Annotated in this window: 14 protein-coding genes; 2 read left to right on the top strand and 12 right to left on the bottom strand. The window is 63.4% G+C overall.

The genetic code is table 11. The features are described 5' to 3' along the window. From GVL04_RS07240 to GVL04_RS07225, 4 genes are read right to left on the bottom strand one after another with little or no spacing between them, the layout of a single operon-like run. Positions 1-1,986 (bottom strand): ABC transporter permease, encoded by a 1,986-nt coding sequence (locus GVL04_RS07240; protein ID WP_159701795.1) that lies wholly within the window; start codon positions 1,984-1,986, stop codon positions 1-3. A 2-nt stretch (positions 1,987-1,988) separates the two neighbouring features. Further along, positions 1,989-3,278 carry a cytochrome P450 gene (locus GVL04_RS07235; protein ID WP_235036210.1) on the bottom strand — a complete coding sequence of 430 codons (1,290 nt, stop codon included), beginning with the start codon at positions 3,276-3,278 and terminating at the stop codon, positions 1,989-1,991. A gap of 5 nt (positions 3,279-3,283) precedes the next feature. Further along, positions 3,284-4,114: a mycofactocin-coupled SDR family oxidoreductase gene (locus GVL04_RS07230; protein WP_159701789.1), complete on the bottom strand. Its 831-nt coding sequence runs from the start codon at positions 4,112-4,114 to the stop codon at positions 3,284-3,286. 29 nt (positions 4,115-4,143) lie between these two features. Then, a complete protein-coding gene (locus GVL04_RS07225; protein WP_159701769.1) occupies positions 4,144-5,394 on the bottom strand; it encodes an ABC transporter substrate-binding protein in 1,251 nt (416 codons plus the stop codon). Positions 5,395-5,615: 221 nt separating this feature from the next. Here GVL04_RS07225 and GVL04_RS07220 point away from each other — a divergent pair, with 221 nt between their 5' ends. Further along, positions 5,616-5,813 (top strand): ferredoxin, encoded by a 198-nt coding sequence (locus GVL04_RS07220; RefSeq protein ID WP_200846775.1) that lies wholly within the window; start codon positions 5,616-5,618, stop codon positions 5,811-5,813. A gap of 483 nt (positions 5,814-6,296) precedes the next feature. Here GVL04_RS07220 and GVL04_RS07215 read toward each other — a convergent pair whose 3' ends face one another. From GVL04_RS07215 to GVL04_RS07195, 5 genes are all read right to left on the bottom strand, one after another. Further along, positions 6,297-7,535 (bottom strand): cytochrome P450, encoded by a 1,239-nt coding sequence (locus tag GVL04_RS07215; RefSeq protein WP_159701766.1) that lies wholly within the window; start codon positions 7,533-7,535, stop codon positions 6,297-6,299. Positions 7,536-7,544: 9 nt separating this feature from the next. Continuing rightward, the gene (locus GVL04_RS07210) at positions 7,545-9,029 is read right to left on the bottom strand and encodes an aldehyde dehydrogenase (protein ID WP_159701763.1); all 1,485 of its coding nucleotides are present in this window, start codon (positions 9,027-9,029) and stop codon (positions 7,545-7,547) included. A 91-nt stretch (positions 9,030-9,120) separates the two neighbouring features. Next, positions 9,121-9,957: a hypothetical protein gene (locus tag GVL04_RS07205; RefSeq protein ID WP_159701760.1), complete on the bottom strand. Its 837-nt coding sequence runs from the start codon at positions 9,955-9,957 to the stop codon at positions 9,121-9,123. 42 nt (positions 9,958-9,999) lie between these two features. Then, positions 10,000-11,259, bottom strand: coding sequence for a cytochrome P450 (locus GVL04_RS07200; protein ID WP_159701757.1), 1,260 nt, complete (start codon positions 11,257-11,259; stop codon positions 10,000-10,002). An 11-nt stretch (positions 11,260-11,270) separates the two neighbouring features. Continuing rightward, a complete protein-coding gene (locus tag GVL04_RS07195) occupies positions 11,271-12,080 on the bottom strand; it encodes an SDR family NAD(P)-dependent oxidoreductase (RefSeq protein WP_159701754.1) in 810 nt (269 codons plus the stop codon). A gap of 117 nt (positions 12,081-12,197) precedes the next feature. Here GVL04_RS07195 and GVL04_RS07190 point away from each other — a divergent pair, with 117 nt between their 5' ends. Then, entirely contained in the window at positions 12,198-12,989 is a 792-nt protein-coding gene (locus tag GVL04_RS07190; protein ID WP_159701751.1) for an HpcH/HpaI aldolase/citrate lyase family protein, read from the top strand. A gap of 88 nt (positions 12,990-13,077) precedes the next feature. Here the strand turns inward: GVL04_RS07190 and GVL04_RS07185 are convergent, their stop codons facing one another. Genes GVL04_RS07185 through GVL04_RS07175 form a run of 3 tightly spaced genes read right to left on the bottom strand, consistent with a single transcriptional unit; the run spans position 13,078 to position 16,928 of the window. Next, a complete protein-coding gene (locus GVL04_RS07185) occupies positions 13,078-14,397 on the bottom strand; it encodes an FAD-dependent oxidoreductase (RefSeq protein ID WP_159701748.1) in 1,320 nt (439 codons plus the stop codon). Then, positions 14,394-14,720, bottom strand: a complete 327-nt coding sequence (gene fdxA, locus GVL04_RS07180) for a ferredoxin (protein ID WP_159701745.1) — start codon at positions 14,718-14,720, stop codon at positions 14,394-14,396. Before fdxA ends, GVL04_RS07185 begins: the two co-directional genes overlap by 4 nt. Positions 14,721-14,756: 36 nt before the next feature. After that, on the bottom strand, positions 14,757-16,928 hold the full coding sequence (locus GVL04_RS07175; RefSeq protein ID WP_159701742.1) for an acetate--CoA ligase family protein: 2,172 nt from the start codon (positions 16,926-16,928) through the stop codon (positions 14,757-14,759). Between the last annotated feature and the right edge of the window lie 55 nt (positions 16,929-16,983).

The raw sequence follows: 16,983 nt of genomic DNA, 5'->3' as shown, positions 1-16,983 counted from the left end.
TCAAGCCCCTCTTCGGACAGAGACGGCGGGTTCGGGCCGGTTCCCGAGCGCCAGGATGCGGCGGCCGAGGCCCTGAAGCTGCTGCCCGTTCAGGCTGATCACGCCACCGGGGTTGCGGGCGAGCAATATGGCTCCGAGGCCGAACAGGACGGTCGGGACGGGCCCAAATTGGACCGGCATGAGGCTGGAGAACATATCGGGGAGGAAGACGAGGAAAAGCCCTGAGGCCAAAGCCGCGTTGCCCGTCTTGGCGCCATTGGTGACAAGGACAGCGAACCAGACCATCCCGATGATCGCATCGTACGAGCTCGGCAGCGCAACACCGTTGAAGATCGCGAGCAGCCCACCGCCGAGGCCGGCGATCGCCGCCGCGAGGGCAGTCGCCGCCACCTTCATCCGCTGCACGCTGACGCCGGTGGCCCGGGCCCCGCTCTCGGAGTCGCGGATCGCGCTGAACGCCATCCCCGACGTCGAGGAACGGATCGCGGTGATAAGCAGGCTCACCGCGACGAAGATGGCGAGCATGAAGTAGGCCATCATGGTGTTGCCTGAAAGGAAACCGGGGAGCGGAACATCGACTCCGCCCCCACCCTTGGTGAAGCGGTCCATACGGAACACGACGGCCGAGAGCATGAGCCCGAAAGTGAGCGTAACGAGCGCGACGTACAAGTTGCCCATCCGCACGGTGAGGGCTCCGACGATGAGTCCAGCGATCCCGGCGATGACGGCGCCGAGCACCACCCCGAGAAGGGGAGGCATGCCCAGGACTGTCGCGACTTGTCCGGTGGTGATCGCACCGACCCCGGCGAAAGTGATCTGACATAGGGAGATCAGGCCGCCCTGTCCAGTCAACAATGTGTACGAGAGGAAGATGACACCCATCGCGCAGGCCTGACCGACAAGCCCGACCCTATATCCCGAGAGCAGTAGGGGCAGGACCAACGCTACGACGACGAAGAGATTGTTCGGTATGAGAGAGACACCGAAGCGCAGGGTCCGCCCGAACTTGCTCTCTTGCGTCCGGCGTCTCGCTGTGACCTGCTGCGCGACCGACGGGGTGCTGTCGACTCTGATCGCTGCATCAAGCTTCCCGCCGCGGCTCGCATCTCCGACTCGTCCGCGGATTGAGTAGTAGAGGAGGAAGACGACAACCATGATGAAGGGGACGCTGGCGATAACGTTCGCGGACCAGCCCTGCGAGGTCGGCAGGAGCCACTGGAGCAGTGAACCGACGATGCCCATGAGAAGGCCAACGGCGACGGCGCGAGGAAGACTCGTCAGCCGCGCCGCCACTACAGCAGCGAAGGCGGACGCCGTAAGCAGCGTGTAGTTCTCCACCGAACTGACGTTGAGGATCGGTGCAGCAAGGACTCCGGCGAGTCCTGCCAGCGTCGTACCGACAGCCCATACGCCGTAGGAAATCCGCGAGGGACTGATTCCGGACAGGGACGTCATCGCTTCGGAGTCAACAGTGGCCCGAACGAGCAGCCCAACAGTCGTCCGGCGGAGGACATAGGTGCCCAGTCCGAGGACGAGCAGCACGCAGCCGTACGTGAGCAGCTGGTCAAGGGTAACGACGACTTCACCAAACTGATATACGGGTACAGGGCGCGGCGCGAGACCAGGCGATGTCAGAATCGCCTGGTTGCCATAGAGCAGCTCCGCCGCGGCGGGCAGAGTGACTGCGATGCCGATGGTCGCTACAACCTTCGTCAGCTGCGACGCCTGAGTGAGAAACCGGAACAGTGCGAACTGGAGAAAAATTCCAAGGATCGGGGCGATAACAAGGATCGCCGTCACCGCCGCAAGGATGGGGTCCCACCCCGAGGTCACACAGAGGAAGTAGTACGTCCTCGCAATAAAGAACGCGAGTGCGCCGAAGGCGAAGTTGAGAACGCCGGCCGACTCGTAGGTCACAACGATGCTCGCGGCCGAAATGGCGTAGATGCCACCCAGGACGAGGCCAGCCAATATAAATCCAAGCATAATTACGATTCCGTTCCCGGGAGGTCCGCGAGCGCTTCAGAGTGCGGGCGGACGGTGACCGGCAAGGATGCCAGGCCATTGAGCTGAACATGCGAGTACTGCTCTGCAGGACCGCTGCGCTCGATGGCATCGAAGCGCCGGATGAATTCGGCGAATAGCAGCTGGGCCTCAATGCGGGCCAACCCGGACCCGAGACAGAAGTGCGATCCGAAACCGAAGGTTGCGTGACTTGCCGTCCACGTCCTTCGAGGGTCGAACTCGTCGGGGCGATCGAACGCCTCCGGATCTCGGTTTGCCGACGGGTAGAGCATGTAAACGCGATCACCGGGCACCAGGTCGACTCCGCCCACAGTGACGTCGGCAAGGACGGTCCGGACAAACCCGCGAGCGGGTGGATCCATCCTCAGGCACTCTTCAATGACCGCGTGGAGCAGGTCGGGCTCGGCACGGCACTGAGCGATGAGTTCAGGGTTGTCCGCAAACCGCGCCGCGAGGCTGGTGAACATGAGCCGGGTCGTCCCACCGTTCGACATAAGCGTCGAGATATGCGCGAGAACGACGGCGTCGGAGACCGAACTGCCATCGAGATGTGCCGTGAGGAACGTCGACATCAGATCATTGCCGGGTGCCTTACGCTTCGCTTCGATCTGTCCTGCAAGGAACCGCTTCATCTCGTCGAACCGCTGGCCCGGCTCCTCCAAGTCGGAGGCGTCCTCCACTCGAGTGAGATCCTCAAGGGCGTCCACCCAGGCTTGCATCTTAGAGATGTCGATGTCGGCCTCGGCTACGCCCAGGAGAGCGGCCGCGACGAGCAACGGGAGGCGCTGAGCGACCACTGTGACGAAGTCGAATGGCTGGTCGACCGGCACGCCATCGAGGACCTCGCGGCATAGCCGCTCCAGAGTCTCCTGGAAGCCGGAGAGGTAGCGTGGAGCGAGGACCGGGGTCATGATCTTACGCACGGCACCATGCCGAGGAGGGTCCTTCGTGATGACGAGCTCGCCTTCAGGGTCGTTGAACCGTTCGAAGGCCTCCACCGAGCCACCGCGGGCCAGCCGGACCTGGTTCAGCGTGAGGCCCCCGGTGTTGGAGAAGATCTCGGGATGTGTCGAAACAAAGCGAATATCGGACATCCTCGAAATGAGGTGGATATCGAGCGGTTCGTACCAGAAGCACGGGGCATCGTCACGAAGCCGGGAATAGACCGCGTACTGGTCGTCGTCGTAGAAGGCAGGATCCTCGACCCGGACGAGCCCGGCCAGATCGCCAGTCAATGCATTCGCAGATGTCACGGTACTCAAGAGACCGACCCCCCGCCATCCATGGCATACGTACTGCCGGTGACCCATCGCGCCGCCTCAGACACGAGGAAGAGAACGAGCGCAGAGACCTGCGCCGGTTCAAGTGCGAACAGACCCATCGCATTGTGGCTGCGTGCCGATTCCTCGAAGTCCGCGCGCGTCGGATTCTCCAAGTCTGGCCGGAAAAGTCGATACATCGGTTCATTGAGGATCATTGGTGTTTGTACCCCGCTCGGGTGGATCGTGTTGACTCTGATGTTTTGCGGTGCGAGCTCCTTGGCGAGCACCTTCATCAGACCTACTAGTCCGTACTTTGACGCCGTATAGTGCGCAATGTTCTCGGATGTCATGGTGGTCGCAGCCGAGCTCGTCAGGATCACCGATCCCCCTCGGCCGGCCTCGACGATATGCGGGATCGTTGCCCGACAGGTCTTCCAGGCTCCGGTCAGGTTGATGTCGATGGTGTCCTGCCAGACTTGCTCGTCCATGGTCAGGGTCGGCGATGGGGTGCTGATCCCGGCGTTGGCGACGACGATGTCGAGTCTGCCCAGTTCGGCGACAGCGCCATCAACTGCGGACTTGAGACCCTCCGCGTCCCGGACGTCGACGACGGCCGGGATGACTCGCCCGCCGATCGCCTCGATTTCGGCGACTGTCTGGGCGAGATCGTCCTCCGTGGCGAGCGAGTAGGGGGCGGTGGACACTTGCTCGCAGATGTCGAGGGCAATGATTGCCGCGCCTTCTTGGGCGAGCGCGAGGGCGTGGCTACGCCCCTGCCCCCGAGCTGCCCCGGTGATGCAGGCAACCTTGCCTGCAAGGGTATTCATGGTATGGAGTCCTATCGTTCTGGTACCAACTAGGAGTTCTTCGTGCCTGGGATCGGCTCGATGTGGATCGGATCGTCACCGGTGATCGACACGAAGTCGTTGTCCTGGACCTTCACCATCCACGTGCAATTCCCGGGGAACTGCTGTGAGGTCGTCCCGAACTTGGAGTAGTCGACCGGGCAGGTGAGGCCGTCGTGGTCGTGGTCAGTCACCGTTCGCAGCGCCTCGACGAAGGACTCTCGGGTCACGTCCTTGCCGGCCTTCTTGAGCCCGGCGATTGCTGTGTCGGCGGTGAACCAACCCCACTGGAAACCCGCAGCCGGGTAGGGAGAGTCCCAGCCCGCGTACTTCTTGAGTGCGTCCTTCATCTTCTGCACACCTGGAGTGTTCTGTGACCACGGCATCGTCCCGGAGGTGGCCGTCAAACCCTGCGCGGCTGCACGCGAGGCGGGGTCATTGAGCAGTTCCTGGCCGTAGGCGCCCTGAACGAACGTGCTCTTCAGGGTGACGCCGGCGCTCTTCACTGCCGTGTAAAGCGCGATCGCATCAGCGACCTGAACCTGGGCGCCGACAATGTCGCAGCCAGCCTGCTTGATGGACAAGGCAATCGACGAGAAATCGGCCGCCCCACGGGGCATCGCGAAGTTCGTGTACTTCACCGGAAGACCCGCCGCCGCGGCTGACCCTGCCATCGCCTTTCCGTTCGCCGAGGGCGAGGGCGCGTCGTAGCTGATCCCGCAGTAGCTCGTTCCGCCCTGCTTCTTGAAGAACTCCGGCAGGCCCTTGTAGCTCTTAAAGTCGTTGTCCGAGCTTCCGAAGGTCGCGAAAATTGTCTTGTTCTCGGCATACCCACACTCGGGCCCATCAATGCAGTCACCCACGACCGGAATGTTCTGCTGGACCGCGTACCGGTACGAGCCCCAGAAATAGACGCCGGCCGCGAGGACGACAAGAGCGTTGTCCTGTTCCGCGAGACGTTTGAGCGCATTCGTCGAGGTGTCGACGCTGGTTCCCTCGTCCTGGGTGACGAGCTTGATCTTCACACCGGGTATCTCGTTGGTGTCGTTCGCGAGTTGAATGCGAGCGTTCGCGGCATCGAGCGTGTGCTGGCCAAATGAGGCGGAAGCCGGTCCGGTCAGGGGCGTCATGATGCCAATTGTGACCGTCTTCGTTCCGTCAGCGCCGACTGTGTCCGCAGAGCCGGCAGAGCCGCACGCGCTGAGCATGCCGCCAACTACCACGGCCGCTACTGCCATGGTCAACATCTTTGTCGAGCTCATGTCTTTCCTTCCAATTGAATGGTGTGAGCATCCGCGAGGGCGATCACGCAGGGCATCTTCGCCGCCCGCGACCAAACCCTACGTCCCAAGCCTCGTGACTCTTCACGCCGCCAGCCCGGTCGCCGCAGACGATTCGTGCTCGCCGCGGGATCTCAGGATTTTGGGTGAAGCCGATCACATTACGTTTCATAAATGTACACATCTTTGCGTACACTGGGAAGATGACAATGCAAATTCGGGTCGACCCCGATATCTGCGAGGGCCATGGCCTCTGTGCCATCGATGCCCCCGGCATCTTTGCGCTCGGCGACGACGGGATCGCTACTGCGATCGATACGCCGGTTTCAAGCGAAGTCGAGATCCTCGTCCGGGCCGCTGCCAAGGGTTGCCCGGCCGCGGCGATCATACTTTCCGAGTAGTCGGCCAGAAGGCCGCTCCGGCAGTCATTTCGCCGGAGCGGCCTGATGTACGAGTCGCATCGAAAGCGCCCACGATGTGCCTCGGCACGCTAGATCTGCCTGATCAGGGCGTTACTCTCGTGCGCCGATCCGCACTGCATTTCCGAGAGCACATTCTCCGACCATGACCGGAGACCGCTCACCGAGAACACCGCGTTGATCTTCCTGGTCGAATCGCCATGTCGGAGAAGGGCCCAGCCGCCCTACCGCCGACATCGACTGGTCCACGCGGTGTTCCGGCGCCGGAGGCATCCCGCTGGATGACTTGATGACCCGAAGTGCAAGCTCGAAGCCATAAACCTCGGCTATGAGTCCATGCACAAGAGCCTCAATCTGGGCGATGTGATCCAATTTCCGAGTCGGAACGACGCGAGCCCTGGCATTTCCCAGCCATGAGTTCGCGGCCATGAGTTCGCGGCCGAAAGCCCTGACCGGGCATGGCTATCAGGTCGAGAAGACGATCGGGAGCGAATGAAAGCCGTTCCTGAGGACCTGGTGGATTCGCTCCGGCTCGCCAGAAATCTCCAGCGTCGAAAAGCGACGCACCAAAGCAGCCAAGAGCGACCGTGCCTCGGTTCGTGCCAGGTGCGAAGCAACACATGCGTGGACTCCAAAGCCGAACGAAAGATGCTGCTTCGCCTCAGGTCGTGCGACGTCAAAAATCCACGGATCATGAAAGACATCAGGGTCACGGTTCGCCGCGTCAAGAAGGAGATAGACACGCTGGCCGGCTTGGATTGGCACTCCACGGATTTCCGTGTCCTCCAGGGCCGTGCGAAGGAACCCTCGGGCCGGGGTGACCCACCGCAGGGACTCCTCAACCGCTCCGTCAACGAGGTCGGTGGCCGCCCGAAGGTGCGCCCACGCATCGGGCCGTTCGGCGAGCGCGTGAATCATTCCGGATAATAATCCCCGGGTAACGTCACTTCCCCCGGCGATGAGTGTCTTGCAGTAGGTGAGGAGGGTTTCGTCAGGGACCGGGGAACCGTCAAGCCGAGCCGTAAGGAGTCCGGAGATGAAGTCCTCGCCGGGTGAGGAGCGTCGTTTCTCGATCTGTTCGCGAATGAAGTCATCCATCGTCGCAAAAACACCGACAAGGGCTTTGATGGCTTCAGCGCCCCTCACAAGCTTGACCTGTTCGAGTGCGTCGCTCCAGACCTGAACGCGGTCATCTTGGCCGGGCGGCAGCCCCAAAAAGTACTCGATCATGCGCACCGGAAGCTTCGCAGCGAGTTTGCCAACGGCATCGACCGGCTCGCCGACGGGCAGGTCGGCGACAAGCCGCTCGGCCTCCGCGGCGACATACGCGTCGACATTCTTTGTTCGCCCGGGGGCGAAACTACGCGAGATGACTGCGCGCAGGTCCCGGTGACGCGGCGGATCCGCGAAGACTAGCTGCTCGCCGGCGCCGTAGAAGGCCGAATAGGCATCCTTCTCCGGTTCGGTGAGCCGCAGCTGGGAGAGGTTGAGTCCGTGAGCTGAGCTGAACACTTCCGGTGTGCGCGCGGCGAACCGGACGTCCTCATGCCTGCTGAGCACGAAGACGTCCAGGGGCCTGTAGTGGAAGACGGGCGCCTCCTGCTGGAGGCGCCCGTAGAGGCGTTCACGACCCTCCCGGTACATCTCGGGGCTCTCAATCTGCACGTTCTCTGACGTGAGCTCAGGCAGGGAGGAGATGGTCATCGATGCTCCTTAGATCGCGTTCTTCGGCTCTCGATCCAGGATGATGACCTTCGTTTCGGTGTAGGGAATCAAGCCTTCGCGTCCACCCTCACGCCCGATGCCGGACTCTTTGAAGCCGCCGAAGGCAATCGCGTGAGAATTCCTGTGGGCGTTGTGGCCGACAGTGCCGGACCGAATCTGCCGGGCGAACTCCCAGGCCCGTTCTTCGTCATTGGTGAAGACGGCGGCGTTCAGGCCGTACCGGCTGTCGTTCGCGATGCGGATCTGGTCCTGTTCGTTGTCCGCCGGGATGACGCTCAGGACCGGGCCGAAGATCTCGTCGCTCGCGACGACGGATTGGTTGTCGACGTTGCCGAGGACCGTGGGCTCGATGAAGTAGCCACGGTCAAGTCCTTCAGGTCGACGGCCACCCGCGGCCAAGGTTGCACCTTGCTCTACGCCTTGGGCCACAATGCGATTGACCATGTCCAGCTGGCGCTTCATCGCGATCGGGCCCATGTCAGAATTCGCATCGAACTGGTTCCCGACCCGCACCTTGGCGAACTCGGCGCTGAGCGCCTCGACGAGCTCGTCGTGTCGGTGCCGGCTGACGACGACGCGGGTCAGTGCCGAGCAGACCTGGCCTGTGAGTTCGGTCGCGGACCCGGCCAATGAGGCTGCCGCGGTTGCGATGTCGTAGTCATCGAGCACGAGAGCGGCCGATTTTCCGCCGAGTTCGAGGTTGACCCGAGCGACACGCTGAGCGCAGATCTCAGCGATCTTCTTGCCTGCCACCGTCGAGCCGGTGAAGCTGATCTTGTCGATGCCCCGGTTGCGGACCAAGAGCTCGGAGACTTCGCGATCGGCAGTGACGATGTTCAGCACGCCGGGAGGAAGTCCGACGCTGTGGGCGACCTCAGCGAGCAGATACGCGCTTACCGGCGCCTCCGGAGCCGATTTGAGGACAACGGTGCAGCCGGCGATCAGGGCGGGAGCAATCTTGAAACTCATCGCAACGATCGCAGCGTTCCACGGAATGATCGCGCCGACGACACCGACAGGTTCCCGGAGCAGCATGCCGAAGCCGCCGCCTGCCGGTTCGTGCCGTTCGGTCCAGTCGAAGGTGTCCGCGAATCCGGCGTAGGTCTCGTAGATGCCCGGGATACGCGCTCCGCGGGTCACGGCATCGACGTGGAGAATGCCCATCTCTGAGGCCCAGATTCCGGCGAGGTCGTCGGTTCTCCTGCGCAACTCGTCGGCCATGGCACGCATGTACCCGGCGCGTTCTTTGTGGGTCAGACGGGGCCAGGGCCCGTTGTCGAAAGCCTCCCGCGCTGCCGCCACGGCACGGTTCATGTCCGATTCGCGGGCGAAGGGGACCGTTGCGTAGACGTCCTCGGTGGCGGGGTGGATGACGTCGACCGAGTCCTCACTCGATGGCCTCACCCACTCTCCTCCGATGTAGAACGCGTCGAGGTGTGTCAAGGGCACGGACGTGCCGGTAACCGTGGTCATCAAGCATCTCTCCTGTAATCAGGCATCCGCCGCCGCCAATCGGCTGCGGCGCTTCGTTCGTGTAGCAAATGTTGGTTGGTGGGGTCTCGGCTCAGGCGTGTTGGGGCGTTGGCAGCCCGAACACAACGGCCTGGGTTTCAGCCGTTCCCTCAACGCGGAGGTTCTCGCCGATCTCGGAGAAGACAACAGTGCGCGCACCGACCGACTCGCCGTTAATCTGGGCTTTTCCGGAAATGATCCACATGAGCTGAAGCCGTTCCGGTGTCAGCTCGAGGACGCCGCCGTCATGCCACTGGTAGTTGGCGACATAAACCTCGTCCTCGGAGAACGTGCCCAGAATTTTTCCATCGACGCCTTCCCCGGCTGAGCGCCAGCCGAAGCCCTGCGGGTCCATGAGAATCGGCTGCCCATAGTGCGGTGTCGGATAGACGATGGTCTTCCCCGTGAAGGTTTCCCAGACGGCGTTGCGGCCGTCCGCACGGACTTCGTCGCCCTGCTCGTCCTTGGTGACGTAATAGCCGTCCTTGAATTCCCCGCTCTCGAGCATTTTCGCGTAGGTGGCATCATGGTCGGCCCTGTTCATCCAGTCCGGGCCCCACTGGATGAGCATGACTTCAGCTTCGTTGATGACCTGGGGACCGTAGTACGCTCCGGCCGGGAAGTATCCCGACTGGCCACCCGAGCCCTCCTGGCCGTTTCCGAAGTCGGCCGTACCGCTGACCATGTACCGGATCTGGTTGAAGATATGCCGGTGGCGCGGCGTCGAGAACGGCTCGCCCTGCCCGCCCTCGTACCGGACGAGGTCGGCCGTGAAGCCGATACCCGGGGAGACGTCGCCCTCCTTGACCAACTTGCGGACGATCCGTCCGGGCCGGTTGGCCTTCGAGACCAGCTCATAGGGCGTGGCATCGGTGTCGACTATGTACATGATTGGATCTCCTTCGTCTGGGTGTTGGGTGATCGTTGTGAGTCAGCTAAACGGGCAGAGAGACTGAGGACGGGGGGCCGGATCGAAGACGACGGGCATGTCGTGCCAACCGGCGCGGAGCAACTGCCGGATCTCCTGCGGCTCCCCTGCCAGTTCCACCCGCTCGAACCTGTCGAGAAGTGCCGAAAGCAGGATTCGCGCTTCAAGACGGGCGAGGTTACCGGCGATGCACTGATGAATGCCGTAGCCGAAGGCCAGATGTGGGATCGGAAGCGGTCGGGTGATATCGAAGATCCATGGGTTTTGGATCGCTTCGGCGTCCCGGTTGCCTGCGTCGAAGAGCAGATAGACGCGCTTGCCGGCAGCTATTTCCACGTCCCGGATCTGCGTGTCCTGGAGGGCTGTCCGCATGAATCCGCGCGCCGGGGTCGTCCACCGTAGGGACTCCTCGACCGTAGCTTCAACCAGGGACCGGTCCGCACGCAGCAGCTCCCATTGTGCCGGGTGCTGGATCAGGGCGTGCAGCATGCCCGAAAGGAGCGATCGCGTCGTATCACTACCCGCGGCCAGGAAGGTTCCGCAGTAAATGAGCAGGTTTGCCTCGGACAGGGGCGCCCCGTCCAGTTCAGCTTGAAGCAACGAAGAGATGAGGTCCTCGCCGGGATGCTCTCGCTTGTAGGCGATCTGTTCCCGGAAGTAGTCGTTCATCGTCCCGAGCTCGGCAACTGCGGCACGCAGGTTATCCGGTCCTCGCACGAGCTTGAGCGACTCAAGCGCATTGCTCCACCGCAGGACCTGTGGCTCGTTGCCCTCCGGCAGGCCAATGAAGTCTTGGGCGACTTGAATGGGAAGGATGGCGGCAACGTCGGCGAGGAAGTCCATCGGCTCGCCGGGCTCGATGCTATCGAGGAGCCGGGTGGTGTGCTCCTGCATCCGAGCCGTCAGACGGGCCAGGGAACGTGGAGCGAAACTGCGTGAGGCGATCCCGCGCAACTCACGATGGCGCGGCGGGTCCGCGTACGCGAACTGCTCTCCGTCCTCGTGGTAGATCGTCGCGTAGACAGCTTTCTCGGCCGGGTCCAGCCGGAGTTCGTGGAGGTGGAGTCCACGCGAAGACGAGAAAATCTCGGCCTCCCGGGCCGCATGCCGAATGTCTTCCTGCTTGGACAGGACGAGAATATCGAGCGGTTCGTAGTGAAAAACAGGGGCTTCGGCGTGCAGCCGGGGATAGACCGTCTCACGGTCCTCGATGTAGAAGTCGGGCGATTCGAGGCGGACCACGTCGCTGTTGAGTGCAGACATTTCGTCCCTCACTATCCGTTGGCGTTTGTACTGATGGGAGTGGACCGCTCAGAGCGGACCGGACCGAGCGTCTGCCCACCATCGACGACGAGCGTCGTGCCGGTGACATAGCTGGATTCCTCGCTGGTGAGGAAGAGAGCGGCGTCAGCGATTTCACGAGGTCGCCCGATACGGGGTACGGCCATTCGCCCGAAGAGCGCATCAAGGTCCCGGCTAAGGAAGTCGGCCCGTGAACTCATCGCGGTCTCCACCCCACCGGGGAGAATGGCATTGACCCGGATCCCGTACTCGCCAAGCTCATGAGCTGCCAGGTTCACGTAGCGGATGCTGGCTGCTTTGCTCACCGCGTACGGCATATACCCGGCCGCTCCGGTCGTCGCCGCTATCGACGACAGGACAACCACTGCCCCGCCTCCGGCGTTCTTCATGGCAGGCACGCAGGCTGCCGTCCCGAGCACTGGCCCGAGGAGGTTGACCTCCCACGCATTGGCGATGGCGCTGAGGTCCGGGGATTCCACCGTGCCCGGGACCATGACGCCGGCATTGTGCACGAGCACGTCCGGTCCGCGGCCAAATGCCTGCACCGTCGCTGCGACAGCCCGCTGCCAACCTTCTGCGGAGCGAACGTCCAAATCGACAGGTAGGACTCGGTCCTCCCGGGTATGGAGGAGCACGGCAGCCAGATTGAGGGCGAGGTCGGTTACGACGACGCTTGCGCCCTCCTCCCAGAACCGTTGCGCGATGGCAGCGCCGATCCCCTGTGCAGCGCCCGTGACCAAGGCGACTTTCCCGGCCAACCGACCTTCACCGATTTTGCCCACATCACATCCTCTTCGTTACATGCAAAAATGCATACACTTGACTATATGGTTGACCCGAACAAGGCGTCAACTGGAAATGCAACTGCGTTCCTCGTCCAGAAAGAAAGGCAGACAGATATGCGCGACAACAGGGTGAAGTCACTGATCCGCACGGGAGGTACCGCCTTCGGGGTTGCGCTGACCGTCACCGATCCGCTCGTCGCTGAAATGATCGGTGGCGCCGGCCTCGACTTCGTCATGATCGACACCGAACATGCCCCGGTGAACAGCGAGACGCTCCAGAATCAGCTCATCGCCCTCCGGAGCGCCTCAAGCACGAGTCTCGTCCGGGTCCCCCACTGCGACCCGGTAGCCATCGGCCTCGCCCTCGACCTCGGCGCCGAGGGCGTTGTCATTCCAGGGGTGGTCGACGGAGTGTCGTGCGCGGCGGCGGTGGCGGCAACGCGGTATCCGCCAGCCGGTGTCCGCGGTTTCGGACCCCGGCGCGCGGCGCGGCTCGAGGGCGGACGGTCTTCCTACCTCATACGGGCGGACGAGGAGATCCTGACCGTGGTCATGGTCGAGAGCCCGGTCGCGGTGCGGAACATCAACAAGATCCTTGCAACCCCTGGCCTGGATCTGATCATGGTTGGCCCGGCAGACCTGGCCGTGTCCATGGGTCATCTCACGCAGCTAAAGCACCCTGACGTCGACGCGGCGATCGAAACCGTAGCGGCGGCCTGCGCCCGCCACAAAGTCCCGTTCGGCATCTTTGCAGCCGCGGAAGCCGATGCACGGCGGTGGACCGAACTCGGGGCCGCCTTCGTCGTCATCGGCGCCGATCTGCAGTTCCTCGACCAGGGCCTGGGCCGGGTCACAACGCTGGCAGCCGACCTCCGACCAGTGCCAGCGTCACCAGTGTCCGATTGAGCATCACTCCCCGATGTGGCGTGCCCTCCAAGATGGGCACACCACATCGGGCGAGACAGGCCGGCCCCACCTTCCGATCAGACGATCCTCACGGCTTTGCCCGCAGCGCGTGCTCGAGCAGGTCATCGAGATCGTGGATCTTGACCCGCCCACGGTCGAGCGTTTCGCCATAGGCAACTTCCGCATTGTCGATCGCGCGCCAGCCAGCCCAGTCGACGACGCCGGATCCGTCGGTAACGACCTCCGATACGTGCGGCGGACGTCCAGCCCCGCCGATCCCTCCGGAGCGCCAGTCTTCGAGTAAGGCCTCGACCGTTTCCATGGCGCACCGACGGTTCGTTCCGATCACACCGCTGGGTCCTCGCTTGACCCATCCGGTGACGTAGAGACCGCGCGCGGTATCGGAGCCATCGAGCACCCTGCCCCGCTCGTTGGGCACTGTCGCAGTCCGCGGGTCAAAGGGAACCCCTTCCAGGGGGTCACTGCGGAATCCGATCGACCGGAAGACGAGGCCGGCGTCGATGTCGACCTCCCCACGAGGCGACGTGCAGCGGACGCCGGAGACATGCCCGTCGCCGAGGAAGGTCTCCGGAGCGAGCCCGAAGCGCAGGTGTATCCGCCGCGACGCGTCCGGTCGTCCGGACTCCGCGACCTCCTTGATGATCTCAATCCGGCGTCGCACCTGGGCGTTGGCGTCCGATAGCGCTTTCTGTTCGACATCGAGCTCAAACTCGGCCGGTTCGATGACCACGCGCGCGTCTTCCATGTGCGCGAGTTCAAGAAGCTCCTTGTTCGAGTACTTCGCAAAGGCGGGTCCTCGGCGGGCAAGGACGTGGACGTCGGTCACCGAGCTCGCCGCCAAGGCCTCGATGACATACTCGGGGACATCGGTTTGGCGAAGTTCCTCCGGGGTCCGGCACAGCATCCGGGCAACATCAAGGGCCACGTTTCCAGCCCCGATGACCACCACGCTCCGGGTGGTGAAGCGCAGTGCATCCGGCCGGCCGTCCGGATGACCGGAGTACCAGTCAACGAGGGCACGGGCCGGATGAATCCCCTCCTGATCCTCGCCATCGACGTTGAGAGTGCGGTCGGAGCGGGCACCGTGCGCGAGGATGACCGCGTCATAACGCTGGCGGAGTTCCTCCAGCGCTACATCGGCACCGATCCTGACGTTTCCGAAGAAACGCACTTTCGGGTCTTCGAAGATCTCGTCGAACGAAGACGTGATCGACTTGATCTTCTCGTGATCCGGGGCGACGCCATAGCGCACAAGCCCGAACGGTGTCGGGAGGCGCTCGAAGACATCGATGCGGACATCCAGGTCGGCTGTCTCGCACAATTCACCGACACAGTACGCCCCGGATGGTCCGGAACCTACGACGGCGACCTCGAGACGTCCGCTCATGAATCTGTCCCCTTTGCCGGAAGTGCTGCGACCCCGGGAACGTCACGGGCCGACTTCCCGAATTTCCGGGATGACCTGGGTGAGCCGATCTCGGCGAAGAACTCCTCGTTGAAACCGACGAACTGCTCCAGCTCCGGCGGTACCTCCGGAGCGAAGTAGATCGCCTGCACGGGACAGGCCGCCTCGCACGCCCCGCAGTCGATGCACTCGGCCGGTTGGATGTACATCATCCGCTCGCCCTCGTAGATGCAGTCGACCGGGCATTCGGCGATGCAGCTGTTGTCTTTGATGTCGACACAGGCTTCGGTTACGACGTATGGCATCTTTGCCTCCTTATTGGCTTCAGTTTTGCATACATTTTACGCCGGGAGGACTACGGCATCAAGAGCAAAACATTCGGTCCGGTCACCACGGCGAACCAGGCGCAGCGGGTTGATCTCGATCTCCGCGATGTCAGGGCGCGAGGTGAACACTTCGGCGAGCGCGGCGACAATGTCGGCGAGTACCGTCGTGTCGTAGCCCGGTGCTCCGCGGAAGCCCTGGATGCGGGGGAAGATCCGTAAAGCGTGCAGGGCCCGGTCCAACTGTTCCGTATCGAAGGGGACGGCGAGGTGGAGGACGTCCTTGGCCAGCTCCGTGTCCACTCCGCCGGCGCCGAGGGTGATGACCGGGCCGAAGACCTCGTCGTTGTGCGCGCTGAGCAGAAGGTCGACGCCGTCGCCGATCATTTCCTGGATGTAGGCCCCATCGGCTTCGAAGCCGTAGGGTGCGAGGCGTCCTGGGTCAGTCATTTCGCTGAATGCCGCCCTGGCCTGCGGGCCGCCGAGGACTCCGAGCCGGACTCCGCCGACCTCGGTTTTGTGGATGAGGCCGGGGGCGGAGAGTTTGATGGCGACCGGCCCGGCGATCCGCTCGGCTGCTGCGGCGGCGCCTGAGGCGTCCGTCTCGAAGGTCTCCTGGGGGAAACGTACGCCGGTCGGCATGAGCAGCGTGACCGAGTCCGGGTAGGAGAACGCGCCTTCTGCCGTCGACTTGTGTGCTGAGCCGTGCGCGCTGGGCTCCGGGGCGGCCTTCGAGGATCCGGTTTGGGGGTCGACGAGGCTGCGCCATTGACTGATCCGAGCGAGAGCCAGGACCGCGCTTCGGGAACTGGCGAAGGGAGCTGTCCCTGCCTTCTCGAGAAGCTCGTAGCCCTCACCACGGCGCGGGGACATCCAGACCGGTACTAGCAGTGTCCCGGTCGCGGCGCAGATCTCGACTGCGTCCCTGCTGACCTCGGTAGTGTTCCGCCCATAATCTGCGGGGACGGCGAAGAGGATTGACCCGACGGACGGGTCGGCGCAGATGGAGTTCAGGACCGCCCGGCTCAGGTCCGGATCGGTGAAGACGTCGGTGGTCAGGTCGACCGGGTTGTCCACGAAGCCGAAGTCCGGAGCGCGGTCCCGGATCACGGTCAGCGTCTCGTCCGAGAACTCGGCCAGTGTCAGCCCGGCGGCACCGATCTGGTCGGCGACCAGCGACGCGGCACCGCCGGAGAAGGTGAAGACACATGTCTGGCCGGGATCGACTCCGGGCCGGCCGAGTGCGGAACCCGCGCCCTCAAGCTGTGCGGCGCGGGAGAACAGCATGAGCGTCTCACCGAGCTCGTCCATATCGTCCACCCGGACCACGGCGTGCTGGTCGAAGACCGCCGAAGCGACTGCATCGTTTCCGGCGATCGAGGCAGTGTGCGAGGCAGCTGATTCCTGTCCGTACTCGGAGCGGCCGATCTTGAGGATGACGATGGGTTTGCCGATCCGGCGTGCCTTGGCTGCCACGGCGAGGAACTTCGGTCCTTGGCTGAAGCCTTCGACGACGGCGCCGACGACCTTGAGCCGGTCGTCGTCGAGCATGTGGTTGATGAAGTCCGCGACGTCGAGATCTGCTTCGTTTCCGGGTGAGCACCACAGTCCGATCCCGAGGCCGCGGTCCATCCATTGCATGACCGCCCGGCCGATTCCGCCTCCCTGGGTGACGAGTCCGACACAACCGCTGGTCCGGTCCTGCGAGGCGACCGGCGACATGCTCAGAAGTGCACGGTCTGCGACATTGGCCAGCCCTGGAGAGTTGGGGCCGTAGACCCGGATGCCGGCTTCCCGGGCTCGCTCGAGCACCTGCGCCTGGAGGAGCTTGCCTTCGGGGCCTGCCTCGGAGAATCCGGAGCTGAGCAGGACGAGGTGTTTCACCCCGCTGCCGGCGCAGTCATCGACGACGGCGGGGACACGTCCGGCAGCGACGAGGACGACAGCGACGTCGACCGGATCGCCCGGGATATCGGACACGGCGGAATAGCTGGGGTCGCCAAGGACTTCCGTGCAGCCGGGATTGACGGCGAAGACTCCGTCCGGGATCTCCGAGTTGTCCCGCAAATTCTCATAGGTCGACCGGCCGAGCGACCCTTCGCGGCCAGAGGCGCCGACGACGGCGACCCTGCGGGGTCGCACCAGATAGTTCAGGTCGGCGAACTCGGGCGCGGATGCAAGAGTTGTCATGTTTGCCTTTCATGTGAGCGGTGCCGGCGTCGGATGCCGGGTCTGTGGTGGTCGT

Origin of the sequence: Arthrobacter sp. 18067, from assembly GCF_902706295.1 — a bacterium.
Lineage (GTDB): Bacteria > Actinomycetota > Actinomycetes > Actinomycetales > Micrococcaceae > Arthrobacter.
The sequence above is the reverse complement of the archived record's forward strand: the minus strand, read 5'-3'. Positions and strand labels throughout refer to the sequence as shown.

Excerpts from the sequence above, each read along its gene's own strand:
- GVL04_RS07240 (WP_159701795.1), bottom strand. The coding sequence starts at position 1,986 with ATGCTTGGATTTATATTGGCTGGCCTCGTCCTGGGTGGCATCTACGCC.
- GVL04_RS07230 (WP_159701789.1), bottom strand. The coding sequence starts at position 4,114 with ATGAATACCCTTGCAGGCAAGGTTGCCTGCATCACCGGGGCAGCTCGG.
- GVL04_RS07225 (WP_159701769.1), bottom strand. The coding sequence starts at position 5,394 with ATGAGCTCGACAAAGATGTTGACCATGGCAGTAGCGGCCGTGGTAGTT.
- GVL04_RS07220 (WP_200846775.1), top strand. The coding sequence starts at position 5,616 with ATGACAATGCAAATTCGGGTCGACCCCGATATCTGCGAGGGCCATGGC.
- GVL04_RS07215 (WP_159701766.1), bottom strand. The coding sequence starts at position 7,535 with ATGACCATCTCCTCCCTGCCTGAGCTCACGTCAGAGAACGTGCAGATT.
- GVL04_RS07210 (WP_159701763.1), bottom strand. The coding sequence starts at position 9,029 with ATGACCACGGTTACCGGCACGTCCGTGCCCTTGACACACCTCGACGCG.
- GVL04_RS07205 (WP_159701760.1), bottom strand. The coding sequence starts at position 9,957 with ATGTACATAGTCGACACCGATGCCACGCCCTATGAGCTGGTCTCGAAG.
- GVL04_RS07200 (WP_159701757.1), bottom strand. The coding sequence starts at position 11,259 with ATGTCTGCACTCAACAGCGACGTGGTCCGCCTCGAATCGCCCGACTTC.
- GVL04_RS07190 (WP_159701751.1), top strand. The coding sequence starts at position 12,198 with ATGCGCGACAACAGGGTGAAGTCACTGATCCGCACGGGAGGTACCGCC.
- GVL04_RS07185 (WP_159701748.1), bottom strand. The coding sequence starts at position 14,397 with ATGAGCGGACGTCTCGAGGTCGCCGTCGTAGGTTCCGGACCATCCGGG.
- fdxA (WP_159701745.1), bottom strand. The coding sequence starts at position 14,720 with ATGCCATACGTCGTAACCGAAGCCTGTGTCGACATCAAAGACAACAGC.
- GVL04_RS07175 (WP_159701742.1), bottom strand. The coding sequence starts at position 16,928 with ATGACAACTCTTGCATCCGCGCCCGAGTTCGCCGACCTGAACTATCTG.